The organism is Gloeocapsa sp. PCC 7428 (assembly GCF_000317555.1).
In the GTDB taxonomy this organism is placed as follows: domain Bacteria; phylum Cyanobacteriota; class Cyanobacteriia; order Cyanobacteriales; family Chroococcidiopsidaceae; genus Chroogloeocystis.
In genome coordinates, this window is record NC_019745.1 from 576,827 (window position 1) to 599,371 (window position 22,545).

At 44.0% G+C, this 22,545-nt stretch carries 14 protein-coding genes and 1 pseudogene; 6 read left to right on the forward strand and 9 right to left on the reverse strand.

The window, feature by feature from the left end:
• Positions 1–43: 43 nt before the first annotated feature.
• A pseudogene (locus GLO7428_RS28760) lies at positions 44–619 on the reverse strand (transposase).
• A 646-nt stretch (positions 620–1,265) separates the two neighbouring features.
• Between GLO7428_RS28760 and pgmB the strand changes: the two are divergent.
• Positions 1,266–4,259, forward strand: a complete 2,994-nt coding sequence (gene pgmB / locus GLO7428_RS02575; protein ID WP_196797444.1) for a beta-phosphoglucomutase — start codon at positions 1,266–1,268, stop codon at positions 4,257–4,259.
• A 216-nt stretch (positions 4,260–4,475) separates the two neighbouring features.
• Here the strand turns inward: pgmB and GLO7428_RS02580 are convergent, their stop codons facing one another.
• The 4 genes from GLO7428_RS02580 to GLO7428_RS02595 form a co-directional block, all read right to left on the reverse strand.
• Positions 4,476–5,531: a methyltransferase gene (locus GLO7428_RS02580; protein ID WP_015186996.1), complete on the reverse strand. Its 1,056-nt coding sequence runs from the start codon at positions 5,529–5,531 to the stop codon at positions 4,476–4,478.
• A gap of 156 nt (positions 5,532–5,687) precedes the next feature.
• The gene (locus GLO7428_RS02585) at positions 5,688–7,055 is read right to left on the reverse strand and encodes an ATP-grasp domain-containing protein (RefSeq protein ID WP_015186997.1); all 1,368 of its coding nucleotides are present in this window, start codon (positions 7,053–7,055) and stop codon (positions 5,688–5,690) included.
• A gap of 24 nt (positions 7,056–7,079) precedes the next feature.
• Positions 7,080–7,739: an O-methyltransferase gene (locus GLO7428_RS02590; RefSeq protein ID WP_015186998.1), complete on the reverse strand. Its 660-nt coding sequence runs from the start codon at positions 7,737–7,739 to the stop codon at positions 7,080–7,082.
• A gap of 32 nt (positions 7,740–7,771) precedes the next feature.
• Positions 7,772–8,965: a sedoheptulose 7-phosphate cyclase gene (locus tag GLO7428_RS02595; protein ID WP_015186999.1), complete on the reverse strand. Its 1,194-nt coding sequence runs from the start codon at positions 8,963–8,965 to the stop codon at positions 7,772–7,774.
• A 771-nt stretch (positions 8,966–9,736) separates the two neighbouring features.
• On the opposite strand from GLO7428_RS02595, the gene GLO7428_RS28240 reads away from it, so the two are divergent.
• A complete protein-coding gene (locus GLO7428_RS28240) occupies positions 9,737–9,901 on the forward strand; it encodes a hypothetical protein (RefSeq protein WP_196797445.1) in 165 nt (54 codons plus the stop codon).
• An 81-nt stretch (positions 9,902–9,982) separates the two neighbouring features.
• Here the strand turns inward: GLO7428_RS28240 and GLO7428_RS02600 are convergent, their stop codons facing one another.
• Positions 9,983–10,924 carry a TIM barrel protein gene (locus tag GLO7428_RS02600; RefSeq protein WP_015187001.1) on the reverse strand — a complete coding sequence of 314 codons (942 nt, stop codon included), beginning with the start codon at positions 10,922–10,924 and terminating at the stop codon, positions 9,983–9,985.
• Positions 10,925–11,250: 326 nt separating this feature from the next.
• Here GLO7428_RS02600 and GLO7428_RS02605 point away from each other — a divergent pair, with 326 nt between their 5' ends.
• Positions 11,251–12,474 carry a glycosyltransferase gene (locus GLO7428_RS02605; protein WP_015187002.1) on the forward strand — a complete coding sequence of 408 codons (1,224 nt, stop codon included), beginning with the start codon at positions 11,251–11,253 and terminating at the stop codon, positions 12,472–12,474.
• 3 nt (positions 12,475–12,477) lie between these two features.
• Here the strand turns inward: GLO7428_RS02605 and GLO7428_RS02610 are convergent, their stop codons facing one another.
• The 3 genes from GLO7428_RS02610 to GLO7428_RS02620 form a co-directional block, all read right to left on the reverse strand.
• Complete coding sequence (locus tag GLO7428_RS02610; protein ID WP_015187003.1) at positions 12,478–13,818, reverse strand: GH1 family beta-glucosidase; 1,341 nt, start codon at positions 13,816–13,818, stop codon at positions 12,478–12,480.
• 146 nt (positions 13,819–13,964) lie between these two features.
• On the reverse strand, positions 13,965–14,291 hold the full coding sequence (locus GLO7428_RS02615; protein ID WP_015187004.1) for a DUF2973 domain-containing protein: 327 nt from the start codon (positions 14,289–14,291) through the stop codon (positions 13,965–13,967).
• A gap of 130 nt (positions 14,292–14,421) precedes the next feature.
• Entirely contained in the window at positions 14,422–14,754 is a 333-nt protein-coding gene (locus tag GLO7428_RS02620) for a DUF2605 domain-containing protein (protein ID WP_015187005.1), read from the reverse strand.
• 257 nt (positions 14,755–15,011) lie between these two features.
• Between GLO7428_RS02620 and thrS the strand changes: the two genes are divergently transcribed.
• The 3 genes from thrS to purB all read left to right on the forward strand — a co-directional run bounded on the left by thrS (position 15,012) and on the right by purB (position 22,430).
• A complete protein-coding gene (gene thrS / locus GLO7428_RS02625) occupies positions 15,012–16,835 on the forward strand; it encodes a threonine--tRNA ligase (protein ID WP_015187006.1) in 1,824 nt (607 codons plus the stop codon).
• A 766-nt stretch (positions 16,836–17,601) separates the two neighbouring features.
• Positions 17,602–20,790: an MFS transporter gene (locus GLO7428_RS02630; RefSeq protein ID WP_231295539.1), complete on the forward strand. Its 3,189-nt coding sequence runs from the start codon at positions 17,602–17,604 to the stop codon at positions 20,788–20,790.
• A gap of 344 nt (positions 20,791–21,134) precedes the next feature.
• On the forward strand, positions 21,135–22,430 hold the full coding sequence (gene purB, locus GLO7428_RS02635; RefSeq protein WP_015187008.1) for an adenylosuccinate lyase: 1,296 nt from the start codon (positions 21,135–21,137) through the stop codon (positions 22,428–22,430).
• The last annotated feature ends 115 nt before the right edge of the window (positions 22,431–22,545 follow it).

Below are 22,545 nucleotides of genomic sequence, written 5' to 3' on the forward strand. Positions count from 1 at the left end.
ATGACAATAAGCGATTAAGCCGCAAAGAACGTTAACGCAAAAATTAACGGGGCTTCGATGCCTTGAATGAACAATTGTGAGAAATATTCTTGAGTTGGTCGTTAATGGTTTCAATAAGGCAGCGTTGACGCGACAAAAGCTTGTCATGAAGACGCATAAGCTGATTGTTCATGTTGCGACGAGGTTTAGCAAAAAATTCAATCCCAAAATCTTTACCGGACACTTGCTTTAAGCGCGGTCTCCCCGCCACCGCAGTGTCCTCAAACAGTCGAGAAGTCAGTTTTTGAGAGACATCACCTCTATCAGCAAAGATTTTGCCAAATAGACCACGCTCGTAAATCAGGCACGGGTTGACGGTCATCAATATTACCTGCACTCACAGTCACATTTAAGAGTTGCCCAAACGCATTGACATGGCAGCGGTTGCAAAGGACACCGCCGCAACATTAGCTGACGACCAGATGAAGTTTGAAACCAAAAACCAATCTACAGAAGTTTTGCCACGGGCGGCTAAACCTTTAAACACCTGATGATTAGAAATCCGACGATTCTGGCAAACTTTTAAGCTTGTGGAATCGATAAAACTGATACCCGTACAAGTGCCAAAACAATGCTTCAGATAGACAAGCCACTGCGTTGGGCGGCTTTGCCGACTTGTAGCAAGTGGCGCGCACTACGGTATCAAGGTTGATGCTATCCATTCAACAAATCGTTGCTCACTCGGTAACCCAGGAAATGCGCAACTCCATTGCTGTTTGACCTGATTCAACTAAAAATGCTTGAAATTTCGCGAGTGATTTTGATATATCAACGGGCGGCGAGGTTTCCTCGCCGGTATTAGTTGATGGAACGCAATCACAATCGTGATGATTTCACTCAAACATAAACGAGTTGCACGAATACGCTTTATCCCTCCGTGTTTTAATTGCTGTTTATGCCATTGAGCTTCAAATGCTTGACAAAAATCATCTACGTGGCAAAACAAAACATCTAAACTAATCATAGGGCAGGTTGCTCGATTTGTCGTTATTTTCAGCTTACTACCTGTCCCTTTCCTTATCCCGTACTCAGGTTAAGTAATGAGTGACTAGTGATTCTAGTGAGTAGTGATGAGTTCACTTTTCCAGTGTTTATCTACTAGCCAAAGCGCCACTATCAATTGAAACTTTTTATAACACTTTGTTGCGTTTTGTATAGTTTTCCTTCGGTTTTCGTAAATTCCCTGCGGATCTCTATCTAAAGGGGAATGCTATAGAGAGAGATTTTTGTATTGTACGATACCCCAGCGAGATGAGCGAGTCATGGACTACAGCGGTTGGAATATTTTTGAAACTCAGTTCGATCCAGCAGAATTGCACCACAAGGAGACACTTTTTACTTTAGGCAACGGTTATCTTGGTACGCGCGGGAGCTTTGAAGAGGGCTACCCAAATGCCAGCGCGGCAACTATGATTAACGGCGTATACGATGACGTTCCCGTGATGCATACGGAACTTGTCAACTGTCCTGATTGGTTGCCGTTAACAGTATACATAGGAAGCGATCGCTTTTGTTTGAATCAAGGCGAGATATTAGAATATCAGCGCCAGCTAGACTTACGCTGGGGGATCGTAAGCCGTGACGTCTTGTGGCGTAGTCCAAGTGGGCATACTGTCAAATTCCACTTTGAGCGGATGATTAGTATGGCAGACGATCACGCCTTAGTATTGTACTGCCAGATAACACCCATCGACTTTACTGGTGCGATCGCCCTCGAAGCAAGCATCAATGGCAACATTGATAACCACGGTGTCAAGCATTGGGATTGGCTCGAACAAGGCGGTAGCAACAATCAAGCGTGGTTACACCAGCGCTGTATTCATTCGGAAATTGAGCTAGGGATGGCGTTTCAACTCGCGTGTTCGGAAGCAACCCCTGTTAAATTTACCGGCAACCCAGGCACCCCGACATTAACGACATCATTTCAGGCACAACCAGGGAAAACTGTCACTTTAGAAAAAATTGTTACAGTTTTTACTTCGCTGGAAGTGAATCAACCCGTAGCTGCTGCGCAAGAACGGTTAGCGAGTTTACCGAGTTATTCAACTTTACTCGCAGCCCATGGCGCGGTATGGGATGAGTTATGGCAAGACTGCGATATTGCTATTGCTGGTGACTCCACCGCTCAAGTTGCAGTTCGTTACAATTTATTTCAACTGCTTGCAGCAGCACCAAGACACAACAACCGCGTGAGTATTCCAGCAAAAACGCTGTCTGGATTTGCGTATCGCGGACACGTCTTTTGGGATACCGAAGTCTTTATCGTTCCTTTCTTTACTTTCACGCAACCGCAAATCGCGCGCAACTTACTGTCTTATCGCTACCACACGCTAGAAGGCGCAAGACGTAAGGCACAAGCCGCAGGATATGAAGGCGCAATGTTTGCGTGGGAAAGCGCGAATACAGGCGATGAAGTGACTCCACGTTGGGTGTTTGGTCCTGATGGCGAACCTGTACGTATCTGGTGTGGTGATATTGAAGTTCATATCAATTCGGATATCGCTTACGCGGTTTGGCATTACTGGCAAGCAACACGCGATGATGATTGGATGCAGCGCGAGGGAGCAGAAATTATCCTTGATACCGCAGTATTTTGGGGTAGCCGCGTCGAATGGAACAGCGATCGCCAGCGTTATGAAATTCGCGATGTCATCGGTCCTGATGAAAACCACGAGCGCGTCGATAATAATACCTTTACCAACCGCATGGCGCAGTGGCACTTGGAAATTGCGTTAACGGTATATGATTGGTTACAGCAACACTATCCAGAAAAGGCAACAGAGTTAGCGCAAAAGTTGGATATTCGACCGGAACGAATCAAGCGTTGGTCGCATATTATCCGATATATGCTTGTGGCTCAACCTACAGACACAGAAGTTATCGAGCAATTTGAAGGCTTCTTTGACTTAGAAGATATCGACTGGCAAGATTATCAGTGGCGTACGCAGTCGATGCAGGCGATTCTCGGCGTTGAAGGAACAAACGAAAAGCAAATTCTTAAACAGCCCGATATCTTGATGCTGTTATACCTGCTACGAGATCAGCCATTGCGAACTGAGATGAGTGCCCAGCAGCGGCGTCAGCTATTGCAAGCAAATTGGAATTACTATACCCCCCGCACCGATCACACTTACGGTTCTTCGTTAGGACCGGCGATTCATGCGATCTTAGCGTGTGAATTAGACGATCCGGCTGCTGCTTACGAACATTTTATGCGAGCAGCGCTGGTAGATATCAAGGATGTTCGCGGTAATGCCGCCGAAGGCGTTCACGCAGCTTCCGCAGGTGGAGTATGGCAAGCGGTTATTGCTGGTTTTGCAGGCGTGCGTTTAACCGAAGCAGGACCTGTTGTTGAGCGATCGCATTTACCATCGAACTGGACGCGTTTGCAGTTTCAGCTGCAATGGCAACAACAGTGGTACAAGTTTGACATCTCACCCGATGCCGTACTTATGACAACACACAAACCGGAAGCCTCAGAAACGTATTCTGAGGAGTTAAATCAAGTCAGACCCAATCGCACACTCAGCGATCGCTGTCCCATAACTCCGTTGCGGGGTGTCATTTTTGACTTAGATGGTGTGTTAACCGACACGTCTGAGTATCATTACTTAGCCTGGAAGCAACTTGCCGATGAAATTGGGATTGCCTTCGATCGTCAAGCTAACGAGCAAATGCGGGGCTTGTCACGCCGCGATTCACTGTTACATATGTTAGGCGATCGCGCCGTGAGTGAAGCCCAACTTCAGGAAATGATGGTACGCAAAAACAGCTACTACGAGCAGTTAATTCACAATCTCACACCAGCAGATTTACTTCCAGGGGCGCTTGACTTATTAGATGAATTGCAAGCAGCGGATATCAAAGTTGCGATCGGTTCATCGAGTAAAAATGCTCGTCTTGTGTGTCAACGCTTGGGGATTGCGGAACGCTTGAATGCGATCGCTGATGGCTATAGTGTTGAACATCATAAACCAGCCCCCGATGTCTTTCTGTACGCAGCCCAACAGTTAGGCTTGCAGCCTCACGAGTGCCTCGTTGTTGAAGACGCGGGTTCAGGAGTTGCAGCCGGATTAGCCGCCGGAATGTGGGTTTTGGGACTTGGACCCGTTGAACGCGTTGGTCATGCTCATCTAGTCCGCGATAACTTAGCTGGGCTAGAGTGGCAACAACTTGTAGTAGATCTAGAGCAATCTCAAATGCTTGTTTGTCGTGACTAGTATGAATAAACTTGTGGGTAGACATCTTGCCTACCCTATTTCTATCGGTAAAAACTACTTGCATCGATGCGACTGCGAATAAATTCACCGCCATTACAAACAAAGTCCACGGAAGTGGACTTTCTCATCAAACTCTTAATCTTAGTGTGCGGAGGCACACTTTGTTTAGGTAGCCCCGAAGGAAGTCGGAAGGCATCTACGATTTCTACAAAAGATTTAATCAACTAAACCAAATTCCAGTGCTGAGAGATTCGTTCCCGTACGCACGACATTCTCTAGCTGAAAACCACTCGCTGTAAACAAGCGTTCATATTCCTTCTGAGTACGCCACGCGCCGCCAGGAACTGCCACCATAATTTGTGTTGCAAACAGTGATGGAATAATACCATCAGGACAAACTGTTGGCTCGCCTAAATCGGGAACAATACATTGTAATAAAACGACCTTGCCGTGTTTTGGCAGTGCTTCTCGACAATACCGTAGTATCGTCAGAGCATCCTCATCTTTCCACGAAGATAGAAAATACTTCATCACGATCGCATCCGCCCCAGTCGGCAACCCTTCAAAGACATCCCCTGTGACGATTTGGACAGCATCAGCCGCAACACCTTGTTTTTGTATATATGCAGGTGCTGTTTCTGTCACATACGGCAAATCAAATAACATACCTTTACAGCCAAAGCGCTTGACAATTTTAGAAATTAACCCGCCTTGACCGCCACCAACATCCATTACTGTACCAAAGCGGCTAAAGTCAAAAACATCGAGCAAGGCATCAACAGCATGATCGGTTAAGAAACTCATCGCTTTGATGAAAACATCGCCACTCCAGTCCTCATCCCGCGTAAACTCATAAACCGTTTTGCCATTAGCACGCTCAAACGGCACTTCACCAGTGTGTAAACACGTTTCTAACTCCTTCCAAGCATCCCACTGTGCTGGTTCAATAATATGCATTGCAAAATGCCCAATCGAAGGTCCGGCGTTTGTCACAAGCAGATTGGACACTTCAGTAGCAGCAAAAATTTTTCCTGGCTGTTCTTCTAAAACGCCTAAATGCCCTAAAGCACGCAGAATAACGTAGAGTTTGTCTGCTTTAGTTGCAGTTTTTTCCGCTAGCGTTTCAATATTTTGTGAACCTTCAGACAATATATTAAAAATATCTAGGCGTGTGGCTACGTATAAACACTGGCTTTCCCAGAAAGCTTGAATCATGCCAAAAACTTTCTTTTTGGCTTCCATGTTGTTTTTTTGAGCAAGTGTTGTTGTCATTGAAACTCCGCTATGAATTAAATGTTTCAGGATTTAGGCGAAATTATGAAAGAACCACAAAGAACACAAAGGTAATAGAGGGTTCTTGCGTAGGTTCGATATTTGAGAGGTAGGTAAGATGTCTACTCTACAAGCTGCTAGTTTTTTATTGATGAATCAATCGCCTCCCAACTGCACCAGCTTGCCAATATTAAAGTCAATGCGTTCCCAGCCTTTCAGTTGACGTACATTGTTGAGAATGAGCAGGGGAATTTGCCAGTGGTTGACTCCGAGAAATGGTAGGGGATCGCGCGGATGAAATACTGGATCTACGCCATTGAAAATAATACCGAGCCGATACTGTAGATCTTTCCAAGATTTGACTTTTGTTAGTAACCGCCAAAGCTCGTGAAATGTCCAATACGTCGGCTTACTCTCAGGTAATGGCTGCACAGGTTCTTTTGGTGCTTGCGCACTACTACTGAGGTAAGCATCTGCCACTACTTTTGGCTGGTCGTGGAACATCGTAATACAAGTACTCGTTCGCGGATTGCATTCAATCGGATACACCGTGCCATCTTCTGCTTGAATGAAATCCAAGCAAATTTGCCCCGTCAAGTTAAGTTCTTTAACAAAGCGCGTCACCCAATCGAGAATCGCTGGATTGTAGTCATGTTCGTAGTTGACTAAAAAGTCGCAGGATTTAGAACACGCGTAAAGCAGCAACTTTCCATCTCGAACAACAGCATGAGTACAGTACTCTTGCCCTTTGAGAAATTCCTGCATAATCCAGGGATTTTCCGCACTGATTGGCAAACTGTGAACGTACTCTGCCATTTTTTCGGGCGCGCAGGGCAACTTGAGCAATGCTAAGCGGTTAATTGAGTCGTAAGCAATGCTTTTGAGAATATACTGGCTACCGTCAGCGGCGAAGTCGAAGTTGAGGACTTGTTCTGGGTTTGTAATCAGGAAGGTTTTCGGTGCAGACAACCCGACAGAATGCGCTTTTTGGTTGAAAGTGAACTTGTTGTCTAGTAACTTTGTTGTTTCAGCGTCAAAAGCAAACACCTCGCAGTAAGGCGACAATGCTGGTTTTGCTAAGGAGTCGTAATAGCTAGCAACTGGGCTAGATACGGGAATGAACATATCAATTTTTTCTTGTTTGACAATGTTCAATAATCCTTGAATGTAGCCTTCAGCGTCGTGTTGTGGTGCGGGAACTGTGTATAAAGCTTCTACGCAGTTAGAAAACTGATTGCCTGATAACCAGTACTTTTTGGTTTCTACCATGAAAACCTGATGCCCAGCCGCATGAAACGATCGCGCCAAGGTTAAGCACTTTGTCATTTTGGCACCAGTCAGTAAAATCCGTTTGGGTTCCACCTGCACGCGGCGCTTTTGAAATAAGCTTGTCAGCGAACTCCAAAGCAGCGCACCAACAACAACGCTCAAAGAAAATGGAAAAGCCAATAAAAGTAAAGTCAAAGTACCGAGGCTTTTGAGCAAAGCAAAAGTTCGCTCGCTGGTAGTTTGTCCTGATTGCATGATTACACGCCTTAGAAAACGGATTTAGGCAGTTACCGCTACAAGCGTTCCATCTCCAGCCGGAAATACGGTACTCATGACACGCTTAGAAGTAGCAACGTGTTTGTGGAACATTTGCATCGCTTTTACTCCTTCATCGGTTGTATCCGCATCAAGGATAGTACGGTGGAGGAATACATTATGAGCAACGATAAACCCGCCAGGACGAGTATTTTCTAATGCCCAATCAAAGTAATCGATGTAGCCCGTTTTTTCGGCATCGATGAATACAAAATCAAAAGGTCCTTGTGCAGCAATCGAATCAACTAATACGTGCGCATCGCCACAAAGAATCTCGATTTGGTGAGCAACATTGGCTTTGGCAAAATTGTCTTTAGCAATGTCCGCGCACATCGGTTCTTTCTCGAAGGTAAACAGTTTACCTCCTGGTGCTAAGCCACGCGCAATCCAAATACTGCTATATCCGACAAGTGTGCCAAATTCTACTGCGGATTTGGCATTGCTGGCGCGGACGAGTAGTTGCAGAAAGCGCCCTTCCTCTGGATTGATATCGTGGGGAGGTAAGCCTTCTTTGGGTGGGCGATCGCGAATTTGTTGTAAGGTTTCATCTTCAACAATGAACAAGTTGCGAATATATTGACTGAGTTGCTCGTTGTATTCAATCGTCTCGTTGACTGTAGTCATGGTGGCAATAAAAGCGACAAAGTTAATTTGAATTACAAAGAGGACACTTGCGTGCGGGGGTCTCCCCCGTTGAGCAAAGTGTCCGGTGAAGTTTGCATGGCGGCGTCGGGTTCTAATTGCGCGATCGCTTTTACGGCTGTTTTGATCTCCTCGTAGGTAATATCGTGGAAAAATTGTGCTGCACCAATTCCTACGGTTAACGGAAAGCGCTGTAATCCATTGCGGTGTTTTGTTGTACTTTGCAATGCTGCGTACAGCAATTCGGGAGTACAAATCGGATGCAGTAACGGTAAACGCACGCTGCGCATAAAGTTATAAATGCGTTCGACTTCTTGATAAGTGACTAAACTTCTTTGATAGGCAAGCATCACCGAGATTGCCATATCAACCGCTACAGCTTCCCCGTGTAAGAGTTTTGGGACTGCTTTTAACTCTAGCGTCGGACAGAATGTGTGACCGTAATCGACAAGTCTTTCAAGTTTCTCTTCCCAGAGATTTGATTCTAGATCTTCCAGCATTCCTTGCACTGATCGCCGAATAATAGGGACAGCTTCGGGATTTTGGCACTTGCTACTTAGCATGGCTGCGCCGTAATTTTCTAATAGCTCAAATAATTCTGCATCTTTAACGAGGGCAATTTTGAGAATCTCTGCAATACCGTTACTAATTTGTCTGTCACTGAGTGTTTCTAACAGCGTTGTATCTAGGATTGCGGCAAGTGGCGGATAAAATGTGCCGATTCGGTTTTTATGACCTTGGAAATTTACCGCTGTTTTGGCACCGATCGCCGCATCAACGACGCCTAGTAATGTTGTCGGAACGCGAATATAGGGAATTCCCCGTCGAAAAAGGTTAGCCGCTAAGCCAACAATATCCATCAATACGCCACCACCGATCGCAATCACGGGTTCGGATCGTCGCGAAACTTCAAACGCATTCAGTTCTTCAATCACCTGAAAAACTGTATCCATCGACTTATTGTCTTCTGACACCGAAAGCGAAATAAGACGATATTCGATTTCGTGATACTGAAAATACTGGCGAATGCGTTCTCCATGCAGACGTTCAACATAGTCATCTACGATAACGACCCGACGCAAAGACTTTTGACTCGAATTTTGCCCATCGAACAACAGCGCGTTGTTTTCCGGATTGAACAGGTCGAAACTCTCAAATACAGTGTAATGAACTGGTAATTGTGTCTTGACTGACCACTTGGCACTCATAACCCTCTTCAATCCTCTTGACTCAACAAGTTGTGTGATTCGGAAATTAAAGACCTCTGCTGGCAATTTGGTTGTCGTGACTGCGATATATAGCAGGGGTCAGGATTCAGGGGTGAGAGGTTAGAAATCAAGGTTAAAACAATGATTCTGGGCGCCTCTACAATGTCCTAACCGTATTGACCCTTGCGGGAACACCACACGGCACTCAACCGCTTAAGCTTAGGCAACAGCTTCGCCGAACGGGGAAAGCAAAGGCTTGGTACGTAGAAGGACTTCATTACTGCGATCGCACTTGCAGACAAAGAAATCCTCTCGTTATACACTTATCGCTGCCAATGGCTTGATATTCGAGGAAATTGATTCTTGTGCTGAATTTTGTCTCGGTTGGGTTCCGTACAGAAATTCAAATCAAGATTGCAATATACTCAGGAAATAACTGTTCGTTATTGTTCAGGTGGCGTCTTCGTTCCAACAACTTTGATTATTGTGATGGAATTGACTACGACCTGCAAATTAGTACAGAGGCATATACACAAAAAGCACATTTGTTTTGCTAATAATTCAGCCCCTACCGTGTCAGTCACTATTTATACTAGCGATAGGACACATCAACGCAGCTGGCAATTTTTGTTAGCTGAGTTTTCATTGGTGGAGACCGTGCTAATAGCAACCCAATATAAATGTATATCATTTTGATAACACAAGATCATGAAAAAAGGACTGTTTGTTAGGCTTTCCGATGAGGAGATAGAAATACTTAGGCAGTATTGTATGCAAGTTGAACGGACGCAGTCAGATGTCATTCGCGAATTCGTCCGCAGACTTAAAAAGAAAATTCCCGATGCTTCCATGGATGATTCGCAAAACCATGTAGCACTTTCTTTGCTTAACTTGCGGCAACAACACAGTGATTCAAATAAAAGTTCTAGACAATAGACTTTCTCTAACAAAAGAGAGATGCTATATATCTCAAAATAGTATTAAGTTCAGCATCACCTAAAGTGTGGTGCTCACTTTTTACAATCCTAATTGTTTTAAATATTCTCGGTTGCGTTGAGCACTTTCTTTCGGAGTTCCCATTCCAGGAAGCACATCTTGTTCGACAACAATCCAACCGTTGTAATCATGTTCGCGCAGCCAAGAAACAACCCCTGGAAAATCTACCCCGCCTTGACCAAGTTCGCAGAATAGCCCGCGACGCACAGCCTCGAAATAGTCCCAGCCTTGATTGCGGGCTGCTTGTGCTATTTTCAAGTCACAGTCTTTAAAGTGTACGTGCCAAATGCGATCGCCAAAACGCTCAAAAGCTTCTAACACGCACTGTCCATCATCAGTCGCCGCGCCATAAGCATAGTGTCCTGTATCCAAAGTTAATCCAATTAAGTTTGGGTCAGTTTGCTCTAAAAAGCGACTAATTTCTTTCGGTGTTTCCAAATAAGAAGCACAATGATGGTGGAACGTCGTTCGCATTCCTGTTTCATCCCTAATGACGCGGGCAATTTGTTCTGCACCCTCAATGCAAGTACGCCACTCCTTTTCACTCAACTCCATGTTTGGTTCAACTCTTCCTGCATTTTGTGTTCGTACAGGAACAGCACCAATTTCATCCATCACGACCATAAAAGGACGTACAGTTTGAGTGGTACTCGTCTGTGCAACCGTTGATAGCAATCGGGCAATTTTGAGGGCTTGTGCTTCAGCTTGTCGATGCGATTCTGGATTTTTTAATGCTACAGGTACGTAGCCACTTACGATCGTAAGATTGCGGCGCTCAAGTTCAGTTCTTAATTTCTCTGGATCTGTAGGCATATATCCCCAGTCACCCAAATCAGTACCGATATAGCCAGTTTCCACTAGCTCATCTAACATTTGTTGATAACCAATACTTTCACCCTCAAGCCCTTGCACTCCCAAATCACCCCAAGAACAAGGGGCATTAGCAACCCGAATTCCCTGCATTATTTCTCCTCGTGGCGTGGGTGAATCATGAGAATTTCTTTACAATTATTTATGTTTAGCTGAAGAACCATAATAACGCCTCCCCCTTTAGATAGGCGACAAATATTGTCAAATACTCTGTATAACTAGATATTCAGCAAAAGATATCAGTTCAAGATAAATTGAGAAAATTGTAAATGTTTCATACAAGTCTTAACGTAGACCATAATCATGAGGAAACACGAATATCAACAGGTTTTCCTCTATCTCTCGTTAGATTTGCGCGCTAATTCTTTTCATCAAGAATGAATATGCCTATTTTTAATCCAAGATGACCGAAAAACAGTATGCGAATTACAATCTTAGCGATTGGTAGTCGAGGTGATGTGCAGCCCTACATAGCATTGGGGCTAGGTTTACAAGCTGCTGGTCATCAAGTGCAACTTGCATCTTATGCGCGATTTGCAGAATTCGTAGGCAGTTACGGAATCGAGTTTGCCGCAGTCGGCGCTAATCCTCAAGAATACATCCAAGCTTTGGCAAAAAATGTTGATTATTGGCGAATTTTTAGCGATAACTTAGAACAACTTCTAGAAGATTGCTGGAATTGCTGTCAAGGTACTCAAGCAATTATGTATTCTCAAGTCGCCTTACCTGGCTATCACATCGCTGAAAAGTTAAACATACCCTGCTTTGCGGCGTTTACAAATCCCTTAACTCGCACGCGGGCATTTCCTCACCCACTTTACACAAGTTCTGCTAACTTTGGTGGCACTTACAACTGGTTAACGTATGTCGTTCACGAACAATTGCGTTGGCAATCGGTGCGACAAAAAATCAATCGCTGGCGACAAGATTTAGGCTTATCACCTGTACCTTTCGCGGGTCTTTACTCTCGATTACAACAGCAGCAAATACCGATTCTTCATTGTTTTAGCCCGACTGTTATTCCCAAGCCGAAAGATTGGTCAGACTGGGCTTATGTCACTGGCTATTGGTTTTTGGAACACTTGCCAGAATGGAAACCACCAACTGATTTAGTTAATTTTATTAATTCAGGAATGCCGCCAATTTACATTGGTTTCGGTAGCATGAGCGAACGAAATTCAGAAACGGTAATAAATTTAGTGCTAGATAGTTTGGTGCAGACAAAACAGCGCGGTATCTTGTTTTCTCATTGGGGCGGTTTACAAAATGTTGACTTACCGGATAATGTATTTTTGATGACGAGCAGCGTTCCTCATGATTGGTTGTTTCCGTTGTGTCGTGCTGTTGTTCATCATGGTGGTGCGGGAACAACTGCCGCAGCTTTACGTGCAGGTGTTCCTTCGGTTGTTATTCCTTTTGGTGTCGATCAACCGTTTTGGGGACAGCGTGTTGCAGATTTAGGCGTGGGAACCTTGCCGATTCGACAACAAGAACTGACACAAGATAAGTTAATTGCGGCAATTCACGACGTTATTGACAATAAAATCATGATTGATCGCGCCCGTGTGTTAAGCGATCGCATTTGTGCTGAAGATGGAGTAAAACGGGCGGTTGAAATTATTCAAAGTTATCTACACGCTTAAGCGTTACTCGATACCATTTCGGGCGATCGCCTGCTGATACCAATACGCACTTTGTTTCGGAATTCGCTGACACGTATCAAAGTTGACGTGTATAATACCAAAACGCGGTCTATAACCGTGCGACCATTCAAAGTTATCTAGAAAACTCCACAGATAATAACCTTGAATATTTGCACCTATTTGAATTGCTTCATGGATGGCACGGAAGTGATCTCTTAAATAATTAACGCGTCCCCAATCAGCAACAAACCCTGTGGCATCCGGTTGATCTTGCAGCGCACAGCCATTTTCAGTAATATACATCTTGGGATTGCCGTAGTTTTCTTGAATATCAAGCAATACCGCTTTTAATCCTTCGGGATTGACACCCCAACCCATTTCGGTATGACCCCAGCCTGGTGCCGAAAAAGGTGCGGATTTCAGCTTGAGTAAGCCGCCACTGGATGCAAAAGATATCGATAAGGTGTAGTAGTAATTGACACCTAAATAATCAATAGGTTGCTGAATCAAGTCCAAATCACCATCTTGGATTTGCGGGGCTTGCGTGCCTAACCAATTGATCAGTTGTTCTGGATAATATCCGCGAAACAACGGTTGCAGGAACATCGACACTTTGTCGTCATATGCGCGTTGACACGCTGCGCGATCGCTTTCACTGTCGCTGGCGCTTAAGTAATGGCGAAAACTTAAAACAATGCCAATTTCCCCATTGTAGCCTCCTTGACGAAAGCTTTGTACAGCTTTGCCGTGCGATAACAAGAGGTGATGCACAGTTTGATAAGCAACCGCTGCACTAGCAATTCCTGGGGCATGATTTGCGAAGCTATATCCTTGAAATGCGTGTGACCAAGGTTCGTTGTGCGTAGACCATAATGGCACGCGATCGCCTAAGCGCGCAAACATGACTTGTGCGTACTCAGCAAACCATTCAACACTATCGCGATTGTTCCAACCACCGCGATCTTGTAATACTTGCGGTAAGTCCCAATGAAATAGCGTAGCGTTAGGGATGATTTCTGCTGCTAATAATTTATCGACAAGTTCGTCGTAAAAGTCAAGTCCCTTGTGATTGATTTCACCTGTACCTTGCGGTAATACGCGCGACCAAGAAATTGAAAAGCGATACGTCTGTATTCCTAATTCTTTCATCAACGCTACATCTTCTGGCATTTGATGATAGTGGTTACAGGCTATATCGCCGTTTTGGTTGTTATGTATGGTGTAAGGGCGGTGTGTGAAAGTATCCCAGATACTTTGTCCTTTACCATCCTCATTCCATGCGCCTTCGATTTGATAAGCAGAAGTGGCAACACCCCAAAGAAATTTTTCTGGAAATCGGAACACTGAATTTTATTGGTTTAATATCATTACTGGTCGATAGCCTAGCGACTTTAGTCGCGGCTAATCAGACAAAGTCCACCTGCGTGGACTAGGACTCATTGAGAATCAATGCTATAAAAACGTAGGAAGGTCGGTTTTGATAGCTTTAGTTATACCTCTTCTTGATTTTCTCCTTTGTATCCAGGAGAGGAGTCATAGAGGGCGTCAAGTTGTTGACGCGCGTCTTCAACGCTAATCGAACGAATGACTAAAAGCGGATCTTTGATGATATTTCCTGAAGTGTCTAGTAATTCTGGGTGTGGTACAGATCGCGACGTTCCGGCAAAAGCTGAATAGCTGCTTTGACCGTTTTGCGGCGATCGCACTGAATAAGCTTTGTCGCGTTCCCGACTAAACATCAGTAGATTGCGAATTAAATTACTGACGGCAATTAAGGCAAGAATTGTAAAAGCTAAAATGTAAAGCAGGTGTAACATTGCATTATTCTCCAAGGCAGCCAGCGGATTTATTATTGGTTTGATTGTCTAGAGGGTTGATTGTGCAGGGAAGCATTTTAGCCGATCAACCGTTATTTAAATGAGTATCTCAGAAATTCTAAAGCTTATTTTATATTCCTTCATTTTGATGCGATCGCTCTGCGCGAAACCGCATTCCGACTTTCCAACATTCTGTCAGCAAATGATGCCAAGGCATTATTGCTGCCATATCGATACCTACTTGTCCCCCTGTGACTTGAAACAACATTTGGGCTGAATTGACCTCCTGCTGTGCTTGCTTCACGCGCTCAAGCAAGTCAAACTGCTGCTGCTGATCCAGAAAAGCGATTTGTTCGGTTTCTAGAAGATGGCGCGATCGCTCAAACCAATACTGAAAATCCTCAAGCAGGGGCTGCAATATCGTTTTGAGCAATTCAGGCTCCGGTAGATTGGAGTTAAGCATAAAGCAAACCTTAAATTACTCTCCTATTTCTTAATCTTAACTTTATTTACAATTGTTCACATTACGCCAAGAGATGTAATTTTGAGGAATGAGTGGCTAGTGGGAGAGACGAAAATGCTATTGTTCTCTCTTACCTACCCTATTACCCAACAACCCCAGCTTGCTAAACCCTAATTCCCGAATTGCTGCGAGTTGATGGAAAGTACCGATAAGATAGAAGCAGTGATAATTGCGATCGCTTAATTTACTTACCGCCAATGGTTCAACAAATGTCTGCCCCTCAATCTCCCGCACAGCAGCAGCCTAAGGTTCAATTGCCGCGTACCAGTGAATCGGAGACTTTGAAAAAAATTCGTCATACTGCGTCTCATGTCATGGCGATGGCAGTGCAGAAGTTGTTTCCTAAAGCGCAAGTGACGATCGGTCCTTGGATTGAAAATGGATTTTATTACGACTTTGACAATCCAGAATCATTTACCGAAAAAGATTTAAAAGCCATTCAAAAAGAGATGGCGAAAATTATCAATCGTAAATTGCCCGTCATTCGCGAAGAAGTCAGCCGCGAAGAAGCCGAACGTAGAATTAAAGCAATTAACGAGCCTTATAAATTAGAAATTCTTGAGGATATTCAGCAAGAACCGATTACAATTTATCACCTAGGAGATGAGTGGTGGGATTTGTGCGCAGGTCCTCACGTTGAGAATACAAGTGAACTTAACCCCAAAGCAATTGAATTAGAAAGTGTTGCTGGGGCGTACTGGCGTGGTGATGAAACTAAAGCACAGTTACAACGTATTTATGCTACAGCATGGGAAACGCCAGAACAACTTGCTGAGTATAAACGTCGCAAAGAAGAAGCGCTAAGACGCGATCACCGCAAGCTAGGGAAAGAATTAGGACTCTTTGTTTTTAGCGATGACGTTGGTCCTGGTTTACCATTGTGGACGCCCAAAGGAACAATCCTACGTAGTGTTTTAGAAGACTTCCTCAAGCAAGAACAAGTGAACCGAGGCTATCAGCCTGTTGTTACCCCACACATTGGACGGGTGGAATTGTTCAAAATATCAGGTCACTGGCAAAAGTATAAAGATGACTTGTTCCCGATGATGGGTGAGAAGGAAGAAGAAGGCTTTGTGTTAAAAGCAATGAACTGTCCCTTCCACATCCAAATTTATAAGAGTGAGTTACGTTCGTACCGCGAATTACCGTTTCGTTTAGCAGAATTTGGTACGGTATATCGTTACGAGCAATCAGGCGAACTTGGAGGACTAACGCGAGTACGGGGCTTTACGCAAGACGATGCGCACTTGTTTGTCACACCCGAACAGTTAGATAGCGAATTTCTCAATGTTGTTGATTTAATTTTGTCTGTGATTAAGAGTCTACGACTCGACCAAAACTTTAAAGCCCGACTGAGTTTTCGCGATCCAACTTCAGATAAGTACATTGGTTCTGATGACGCGTGGAACAAAGCTGAAAATGCCATCCGCCGCGCAGTAGAAACCTTAGGAATGGATCACTTTGAAGGTATCGGAGAAGCCGCGTTTTACGGTCCTAAGCTTGATTTTATTGTCAAAGACGCGCTAGACCGCGAGTGGCAACTTGGTACAGTACAAGTCGATTACAATTTACCAGAGCGCTTTGATCTAGAGTACGTCGCTGAGGATGGTACGCGCAAGCGCCCAGTTATGATTCACCGCGCGCCTTTCGGTTCGTTGGAACGATTAATCGGAATTTTGATTGAAGAGTATGCGGGAGATTTTCCGCTATGGTTAGCGCCAGTACAAGTGCGGTTGTTACCCGTTGGTGAAGCACAACGCGACTTCGCGATCGCTGTCGCAGCCAAAATGCGCGCTGCGGGTATTCGTGCGGAAGCCGATAAAAGTAATGAGCGTCTTGGTAAACTGATTCGCAATGCTGAAAAAGAAAAAATTCCTGTCATGGCGGTTGTAGGCGCGAAGGAAGTTGAAGCAAATAGCCTGAGTATTCGGACGCGCGCTGCGGGAGAGTTAGGCGTGATGAGCGTGGATGATGTCTTGGATAAAATTAAAAATGCGATCGCTAACCACGACACTTTTTAAGTACGTACCGACGCTTGTAAATAAGTAGAAACCACCAGTCAACCAACCATAAGTGTTTAGTAAATCGCTATTCGCTTATGGTTAACTACCCTACAATTGAACTAGAACGCAGTACGGCAAAAGACGCGATCGCGCGACCTCTGCTGAGATTAAAACAGCAGTAAAGTACTATCTCGTAATTGAAGTAGCGAAAAGTTGCTTGCAGAGGTTTTCTGCTTCAAGCCAACTTTACAAGACAATGGTTTTGCGATTGACCATTGCAATAATATATCTTGATTTTACTTAGAGTTAATTAAAATTTAAAATTGCAGTCATATTATTAATTAAGTAGGTGGACATAATTAAGTATTACACTTGTTGAGGTCGGTAATCGGTAATCGACGAAAAGCTTTTAGGGCATAGCAATTAGCGTTTGGCAAGCAGAAAACGGCTAATAGCTATTGAATTACCAGTTACCAATGACCAATTCAAGTACGTTTATTTTCACCCACTTACTTAGATAACAGAACTTTCTAAATAATTAAAATAATAAACAGGCACTTAATAGTTAGTTTTCTTACAAGTTTCACTTACTAATACTAAGATGTTTTTTTCGTCAAAGCTCCAAGTTTTTTTGACAAAATATCTTAAGTTAAATGATTTACTAATAAACCTCGCGCTCTGTAATTCTATCTAAGTTTGTAGACATAAATTTTATATTGTCAAACTTCAGAGAGATGATTTCACTACGCAACTTTGGCAATCTATAAATCTGCATACTAATACTATGCTAAAGACGCAATATCTAAATGATTGGGTGCGTCGAACTTTTGATGAGGTAAATATTATGCTTCAAGGTGCAGCGATCGCAATTGGAAGGGAAATAGCTCAATTCGGGTTAGCACAAATACCTATAGTAACAGAGGAAATCCTAACTCCAGAAGAAGCGTCTGTTATGTTTTCTGGCCCGCAATTTTTAGTTGCATTAGTAGCAGGTGTCGTTATGGCATTTGCATTTCAACTGCTACTCACAAACTTTTCTGTAGCGTTTGGAATTTCTTCTTTGGGAGGAGGTACAGACTCAGACGAATCAGACTCAGGCGGGATGCGTAAAATAGGAGGTGCAGTAGGACTTTGGACTTTAGTTACAGTCACTGTTGCGCTATTTGTTGCCTGTTTCCTTGCAGTTAAGTTGAGCCTAGTTGAAAGTTCTGCACTCGGCGCAATTATTGGCGTAGTGATCTGGGCAACATTCTTTTCACTACTCGTTTGGCTTGGTTCTACAGCAGTTGGTTCTTTGATCGGTTCAGTCGTGAGTACAGCGACTTCCGGTTTGCAAGGAATTATGGGAACCGCAGCAACTGCTATTGGTGCTAATGCTGCTAGAAATCAAGCAGTATCGACCGCAGAAGAAATTACAGCCGCAGTCCGCCGAGAATTAACTTCGGGATTTGACCCTAGTGCGATTCAAAACACATTGCAAAGTTCTTTGGCTAATTTGCAGTTACCGCAGTTGGATGTCAAAGAAATTGGCAATCAGTTTCAAAAGATCCTTCAAGATTCAGATTTACAATCAATCGTTGACAGCGATTTACTTCAAAATATTGACCGTCAAACTTTTGTAGATTTAGTAAGCAGTCGCACAGACTTGTCAAAACAAGACATTAATGCGATCGCCGATCAACTAGAAGGTGTTTGGAAAAATACTGTAGGTCAGCAAGGGGCTAATCCTCAAGCTCAACTGCTCAAATTCTTGCAAAACGCGACAGCAGAACAACTACGTTCGAGCGACCTAGGGAATACGCTACAACAACTTGTCGGTTCAGACCAGAAATCTGAGCAACCGCAAAAAGAACAAAGCGGTGTCATGGGTAGAACCATGCAGCTTGGTGTAGAAGCCTTAGTCGGCGCACTGCTAACGCGCACCGATCTTTCAGATTTAGATATCGAAAAAATTTCAGCGCAATTACAAAAAGTTATTGGTCAAACAACCGAGAAAGCAACCGAGAAAGCCAAAGAAGTTGGTACTCAAGTTGCAGAGAAACCGCAAGCAGCATTTAGTGCAATTCGTAATGATTTAGACAACTACCTATTGAATTCTTATGCTTGGCATCTAAACCGCGAAACAATTAAACAAGAATTCAAAGATGTTATTTACGATCCAGAAGCTGCACCAGGAAAAGTCCGCCGTGAATTAGAACAAATTGACCGCGATTATGTTGTACAAAAGCTGCAACAACGCGGAGATTTGCTCGAATCTCAAATTAATGATATTGCTGAGCAGCTAGAAAGTATTCGTCAAGAAGTACTCAGTACAGTCCAACAAACCGAGTCACAAGAACAATCACAAGATCTGCGATCGCGCGTAGAAAATTACTTACGTTCTACAGGTAAAGAAGAACTCAACCCAGAAGCAATCGAACAAGAGTTTAAGACACTGTTGGAAGATCCCGAAGCAGGCTTTGAGGCTTTAAGCGATCGCTTATCACAATTTGACCGCGACACCTTAGTTCAACTGCTCAAACAACGCGACGATATCAGCGAGGAAGAAGCAAATAATCTTGTCGGTCAACTCGAAAGCACCCGTGACTCGGTTCTCAATCGGGCGAAAGAAGCCCAAGAACAAGCGCAAGCTAAAGCTGACGAAGTACGGCAAAAAGTTGAAGATTATCTGCGCAATACCAACAAGGAAGAATTAAATCCTGATGGCATCAAACGCGATTTCCAAAAACTTGTAGAAGATCCACAAGCAGGATTCAGTGCTTTAAGATCGAGGTTGTCACAGTTTGACCGCGATACACTTGTACAATTGCTGTCGCAACGCGGCGACTTGAGCGAAGAACAAATCAATCAAACTATCGATCAAATCGAGTCAGCACGCAAGAGCATTCTGCAAGCACCGCAAAAAGCAGCAGATAAAGCAAAAGAACAGTACGAGCAAACAACCGCAAAACTTGCTGAATACTTACGCAATACCAATTTAGAGGAACTTGACCCTGAAGGTATCCAGCGTGATTTGACAAAATTACTTGACGATCCAAGAGAAGGCGCTTTAGCGTTACGCGATCGCCTAGCACAAGTCGATCGGGAAACGTTGGTTAAATTACTCAGTCAACGCGAAGACTTGAGCGAAGAACAAGTTAATCAAGCAATTGACCAGGTGCAAGCAAGTATCAGTAATATTGTCAAAGCACCGCGTCGTTTGGCAACCCGCGCGCAAAAGCAAGCGCAAGATTTTGGGGCGAGTTTAGAAAGCTACCTCAAAAATACTAACAAAGAAGAACTTAATCCTGAAGGAATCAAACGCGATTTACAAGTATTGCTCAACGATCCGCGTGCAGGTTTAGGCAATATTGGCGATCGCTTACAGCAATTTGACCGAGAAACACTCGTTGCTTTGTTGGCTCAACGCGAAGACATTTCCGAAGAAGAAGCAAACCGAATTGTAGATCAAGTAGAGTCTGTCCGAAATCAACTTGTTGAGCAAGTGCAAAAAGTTCAACAAACGGTGCAATCTACGATTGATGGGGCTTTTGGTAAAATTCGGGATTATCTCAATTCGCTAGAACGCCCTGAACTCAATTACGAAGGTATCAAAGCCGACTTCCAAAAAGTGTTTGACGATCCTCAAGCAGGATTTGAAGCACTACAAAATCGCTTGAGTCAATTTGACCGCGAAACATTAGTTTCCGTTTTGAGTTCCCGCGAGGATATCTCAGAAGCGGATGCAAATCGCATTATCGCTCAAGTTGAAGAAGCCCGCAATAGTGTGATTCAAAGAGCGCAAGCGGTTCAAGAAGAAGTTCAACGTCGTTTAGTCTTGGTGAAAGAGCAAGCCCAAAAGCAAGCCGAAGCCACCAAGAAAGCTGCTGCAAGTGCTGCTTGGTGGTTGTTTAGCGCCGCTGCGACTTCGTTAGCTGCTTCTGCAATCGCTGGTGCGATCGCTGTTGTTGGAATTCGAGGTTTGATTGGCTAAATTGCTAACCCTTTAAAAGTTTAACTGCGAAAACACCGCCTCCTTCACCGGAGGCTTTTTTCTATACTTATAGCGGATAGCTAACAGCTAATTGCTTTTTTAAAAGCTTTCGCTGAGCTTGTTTAAACCTCTTGACTCATTTGTTTAGTTATACCATTTCACCAAATAAAAACTACAAATCATTTCTCCTCTGCCCCTCTGCTGCCTATTTGTAGTAAATTCAAAGTGACATGGTATTAGACATATCAAAGGCGATCGCACCTCAGTATTAGACACGACATTAGCCGACAAGGTTTGCGATTTAAACGGTAAAATATGACGGTTGTATTTATTGTGGCGGACACGTGATCGAGCGTTATACTCTGCCCGAAATGGGCAAATTGTGGACGGAAACATATAAGTTAGAGACTTGGTTACAGGTAGAAATTGCTGTTTGTGAAGCACAAGCGGAACTTGGTTATATCCCAACCGATGCAGTAGCAGAAATTAAAGCCAAGGCAAATTTTGACCCGCAGCGCGTTTTAGAAATTGAAGCGGAAGTCCGCCACGATGTGATTGCTTTCTTGACAAATGTCAACGAGTATGTAGGTGATGCAGGACGCTATATTCATCTAGGCTTAACAAGTTCGGATGTCTTAGATACGGCTTTAGCACTTCAACTTGTGGCGAGTCTTGACGTGATTTTGCAGCGCGTGCAAGATTTAATCGGCGCGATTCGTACCCAAGCGCAAAAACATCGTTATACCGTTATGGTAGGGCGATCGCACGGCATTCATGCCGAACCAATTACTTTCGGGTTTAAACTCGCAGGCTGGCTTGCAGAAGTTATCCGCCATCAACAACGCCTGATGCGGTTACGCCAAGATATTGCGGTAGGAAAAATTTCGGGTGCTGTCGGCACATACGCTAATATTGACCCGCAAGTAGAAGCGATCGCCTGTGAAAAACTCGGCTTAAAACCCGACACCGCATCAACACAAGTGATTTCTCGCGATATTCACGCTGATTACGTTCAACAATTAGCCCTACTAGCCGCGTCAATCGAACGCTTCGCCGTAGAAATTCGCAACCTCCAGCGCACAGACGTTTTAGAAGTTGAAGAATTCTTCGCTAAAGGGCAAAAAGGCTCATCAGCAATGCCACACAAGCGCAATCCAATTCGTTCTGAACGTTTAACCGGAATGGCAAGGATAATTCGCTCTCATGCTGTCGCAGCAATAGAAAATGTCGCACTATGGCACGAACGCGATATTTCACATAGCTCAGTAGAACGAGTGATTTTACCAGATGCTTGCATTTTGACGCATTTTATGCTGAAGGAAATTACGGACTTAGTGCAAAACCTCCTCGTCTATCCGCAAAACATGGAACGGAATATGAATTGCTATGGCGGAGTCATTTTTAGTCAGAAAGTTCTACTCGCACTTGTAGACAAGGGTATGAGTCGCGAAGAGGCTTATGCTGTTGTTCAATCGTGCGCGCATCAAGCCTGGAATCAACCGCAAGGCGACTTTCATAACTTAATTGTCAATGATGCGCGGGTAACTCAGTTGCTATCTCCAGAAGAAATCGAAAAATGCTTCGATCCTCAGCAACATTTGAAACACCTAGAGCAAATTTATCAACGGCTTGATATTTAAGCCAGCGGGCATGATTATAGGTCATAGGTAATAGAAAAGCCTTTAGCACTTGGTATTTAGCTACATAGACGCTAATCGCTAACAGCTACATCGCTATTTAATAACCAATTACCAG

What these genes read in the sequence shown, in the direction of transcription:
- GLO7428_RS02630 (WP_231295539.1), top strand. Translation starts at nt 17,602, where the DNA reads ATGCTAAAGACGCAATATCTAAATGATTGGGTGCGTCGAACTTTTGAT.
- GLO7428_RS02605 (WP_015187002.1), top strand. Translation starts at nt 11,251, where the DNA reads ATGCGAATTACAATCTTAGCGATTGGTAGTCGAGGTGATGTGCAGCCC.
- GLO7428_RS02600 (WP_015187001.1), bottom strand. Translation starts at nt 10,924, where the DNA reads ATGCAGGGAATTCGGGTTGCTAATGCCCCTTGTTCTTGGGGTGATTTG.
- GLO7428_RS02595 (WP_015186999.1), bottom strand. Translation starts at nt 8,965, where the DNA reads ATGAGTGCCAAGTGGTCAGTCAAGACACAATTACCAGTTCATTACACT.
- GLO7428_RS02590 (WP_015186998.1), bottom strand. Translation starts at nt 7,739, where the DNA reads ATGACTACAGTCAACGAGACGATTGAATACAACGAGCAACTCAGTCAA.
- GLO7428_RS28240 (WP_196797445.1), top strand. Translation starts at nt 9,737, where the DNA reads ATGCAAGTTGAACGGACGCAGTCAGATGTCATTCGCGAATTCGTCCGC.
- GLO7428_RS02580 (WP_015186996.1), bottom strand. Translation starts at nt 5,531, where the DNA reads ATGACAACAACACTTGCTCAAAAAAACAACATGGAAGCCAAAAAGAAA.
- GLO7428_RS02620 (WP_015187005.1), bottom strand. Translation starts at nt 14,754, where the DNA reads ATGCTTAACTCCAATCTACCGGAGCCTGAATTGCTCAAAACGATATTG.
- GLO7428_RS02615 (WP_015187004.1), bottom strand. Translation starts at nt 14,291, where the DNA reads ATGTTACACCTGCTTTACATTTTAGCTTTTACAATTCTTGCCTTAATT.
- thrS (WP_015187006.1), top strand. Translation starts at nt 15,012, where the DNA reads ATGGTTCAACAAATGTCTGCCCCTCAATCTCCCGCACAGCAGCAGCCT.
- GLO7428_RS02585 (WP_015186997.1), bottom strand. Translation starts at nt 7,055, where the DNA reads ATGCAATCAGGACAAACTACCAGCGAGCGAACTTTTGCTTTGCTCAAA.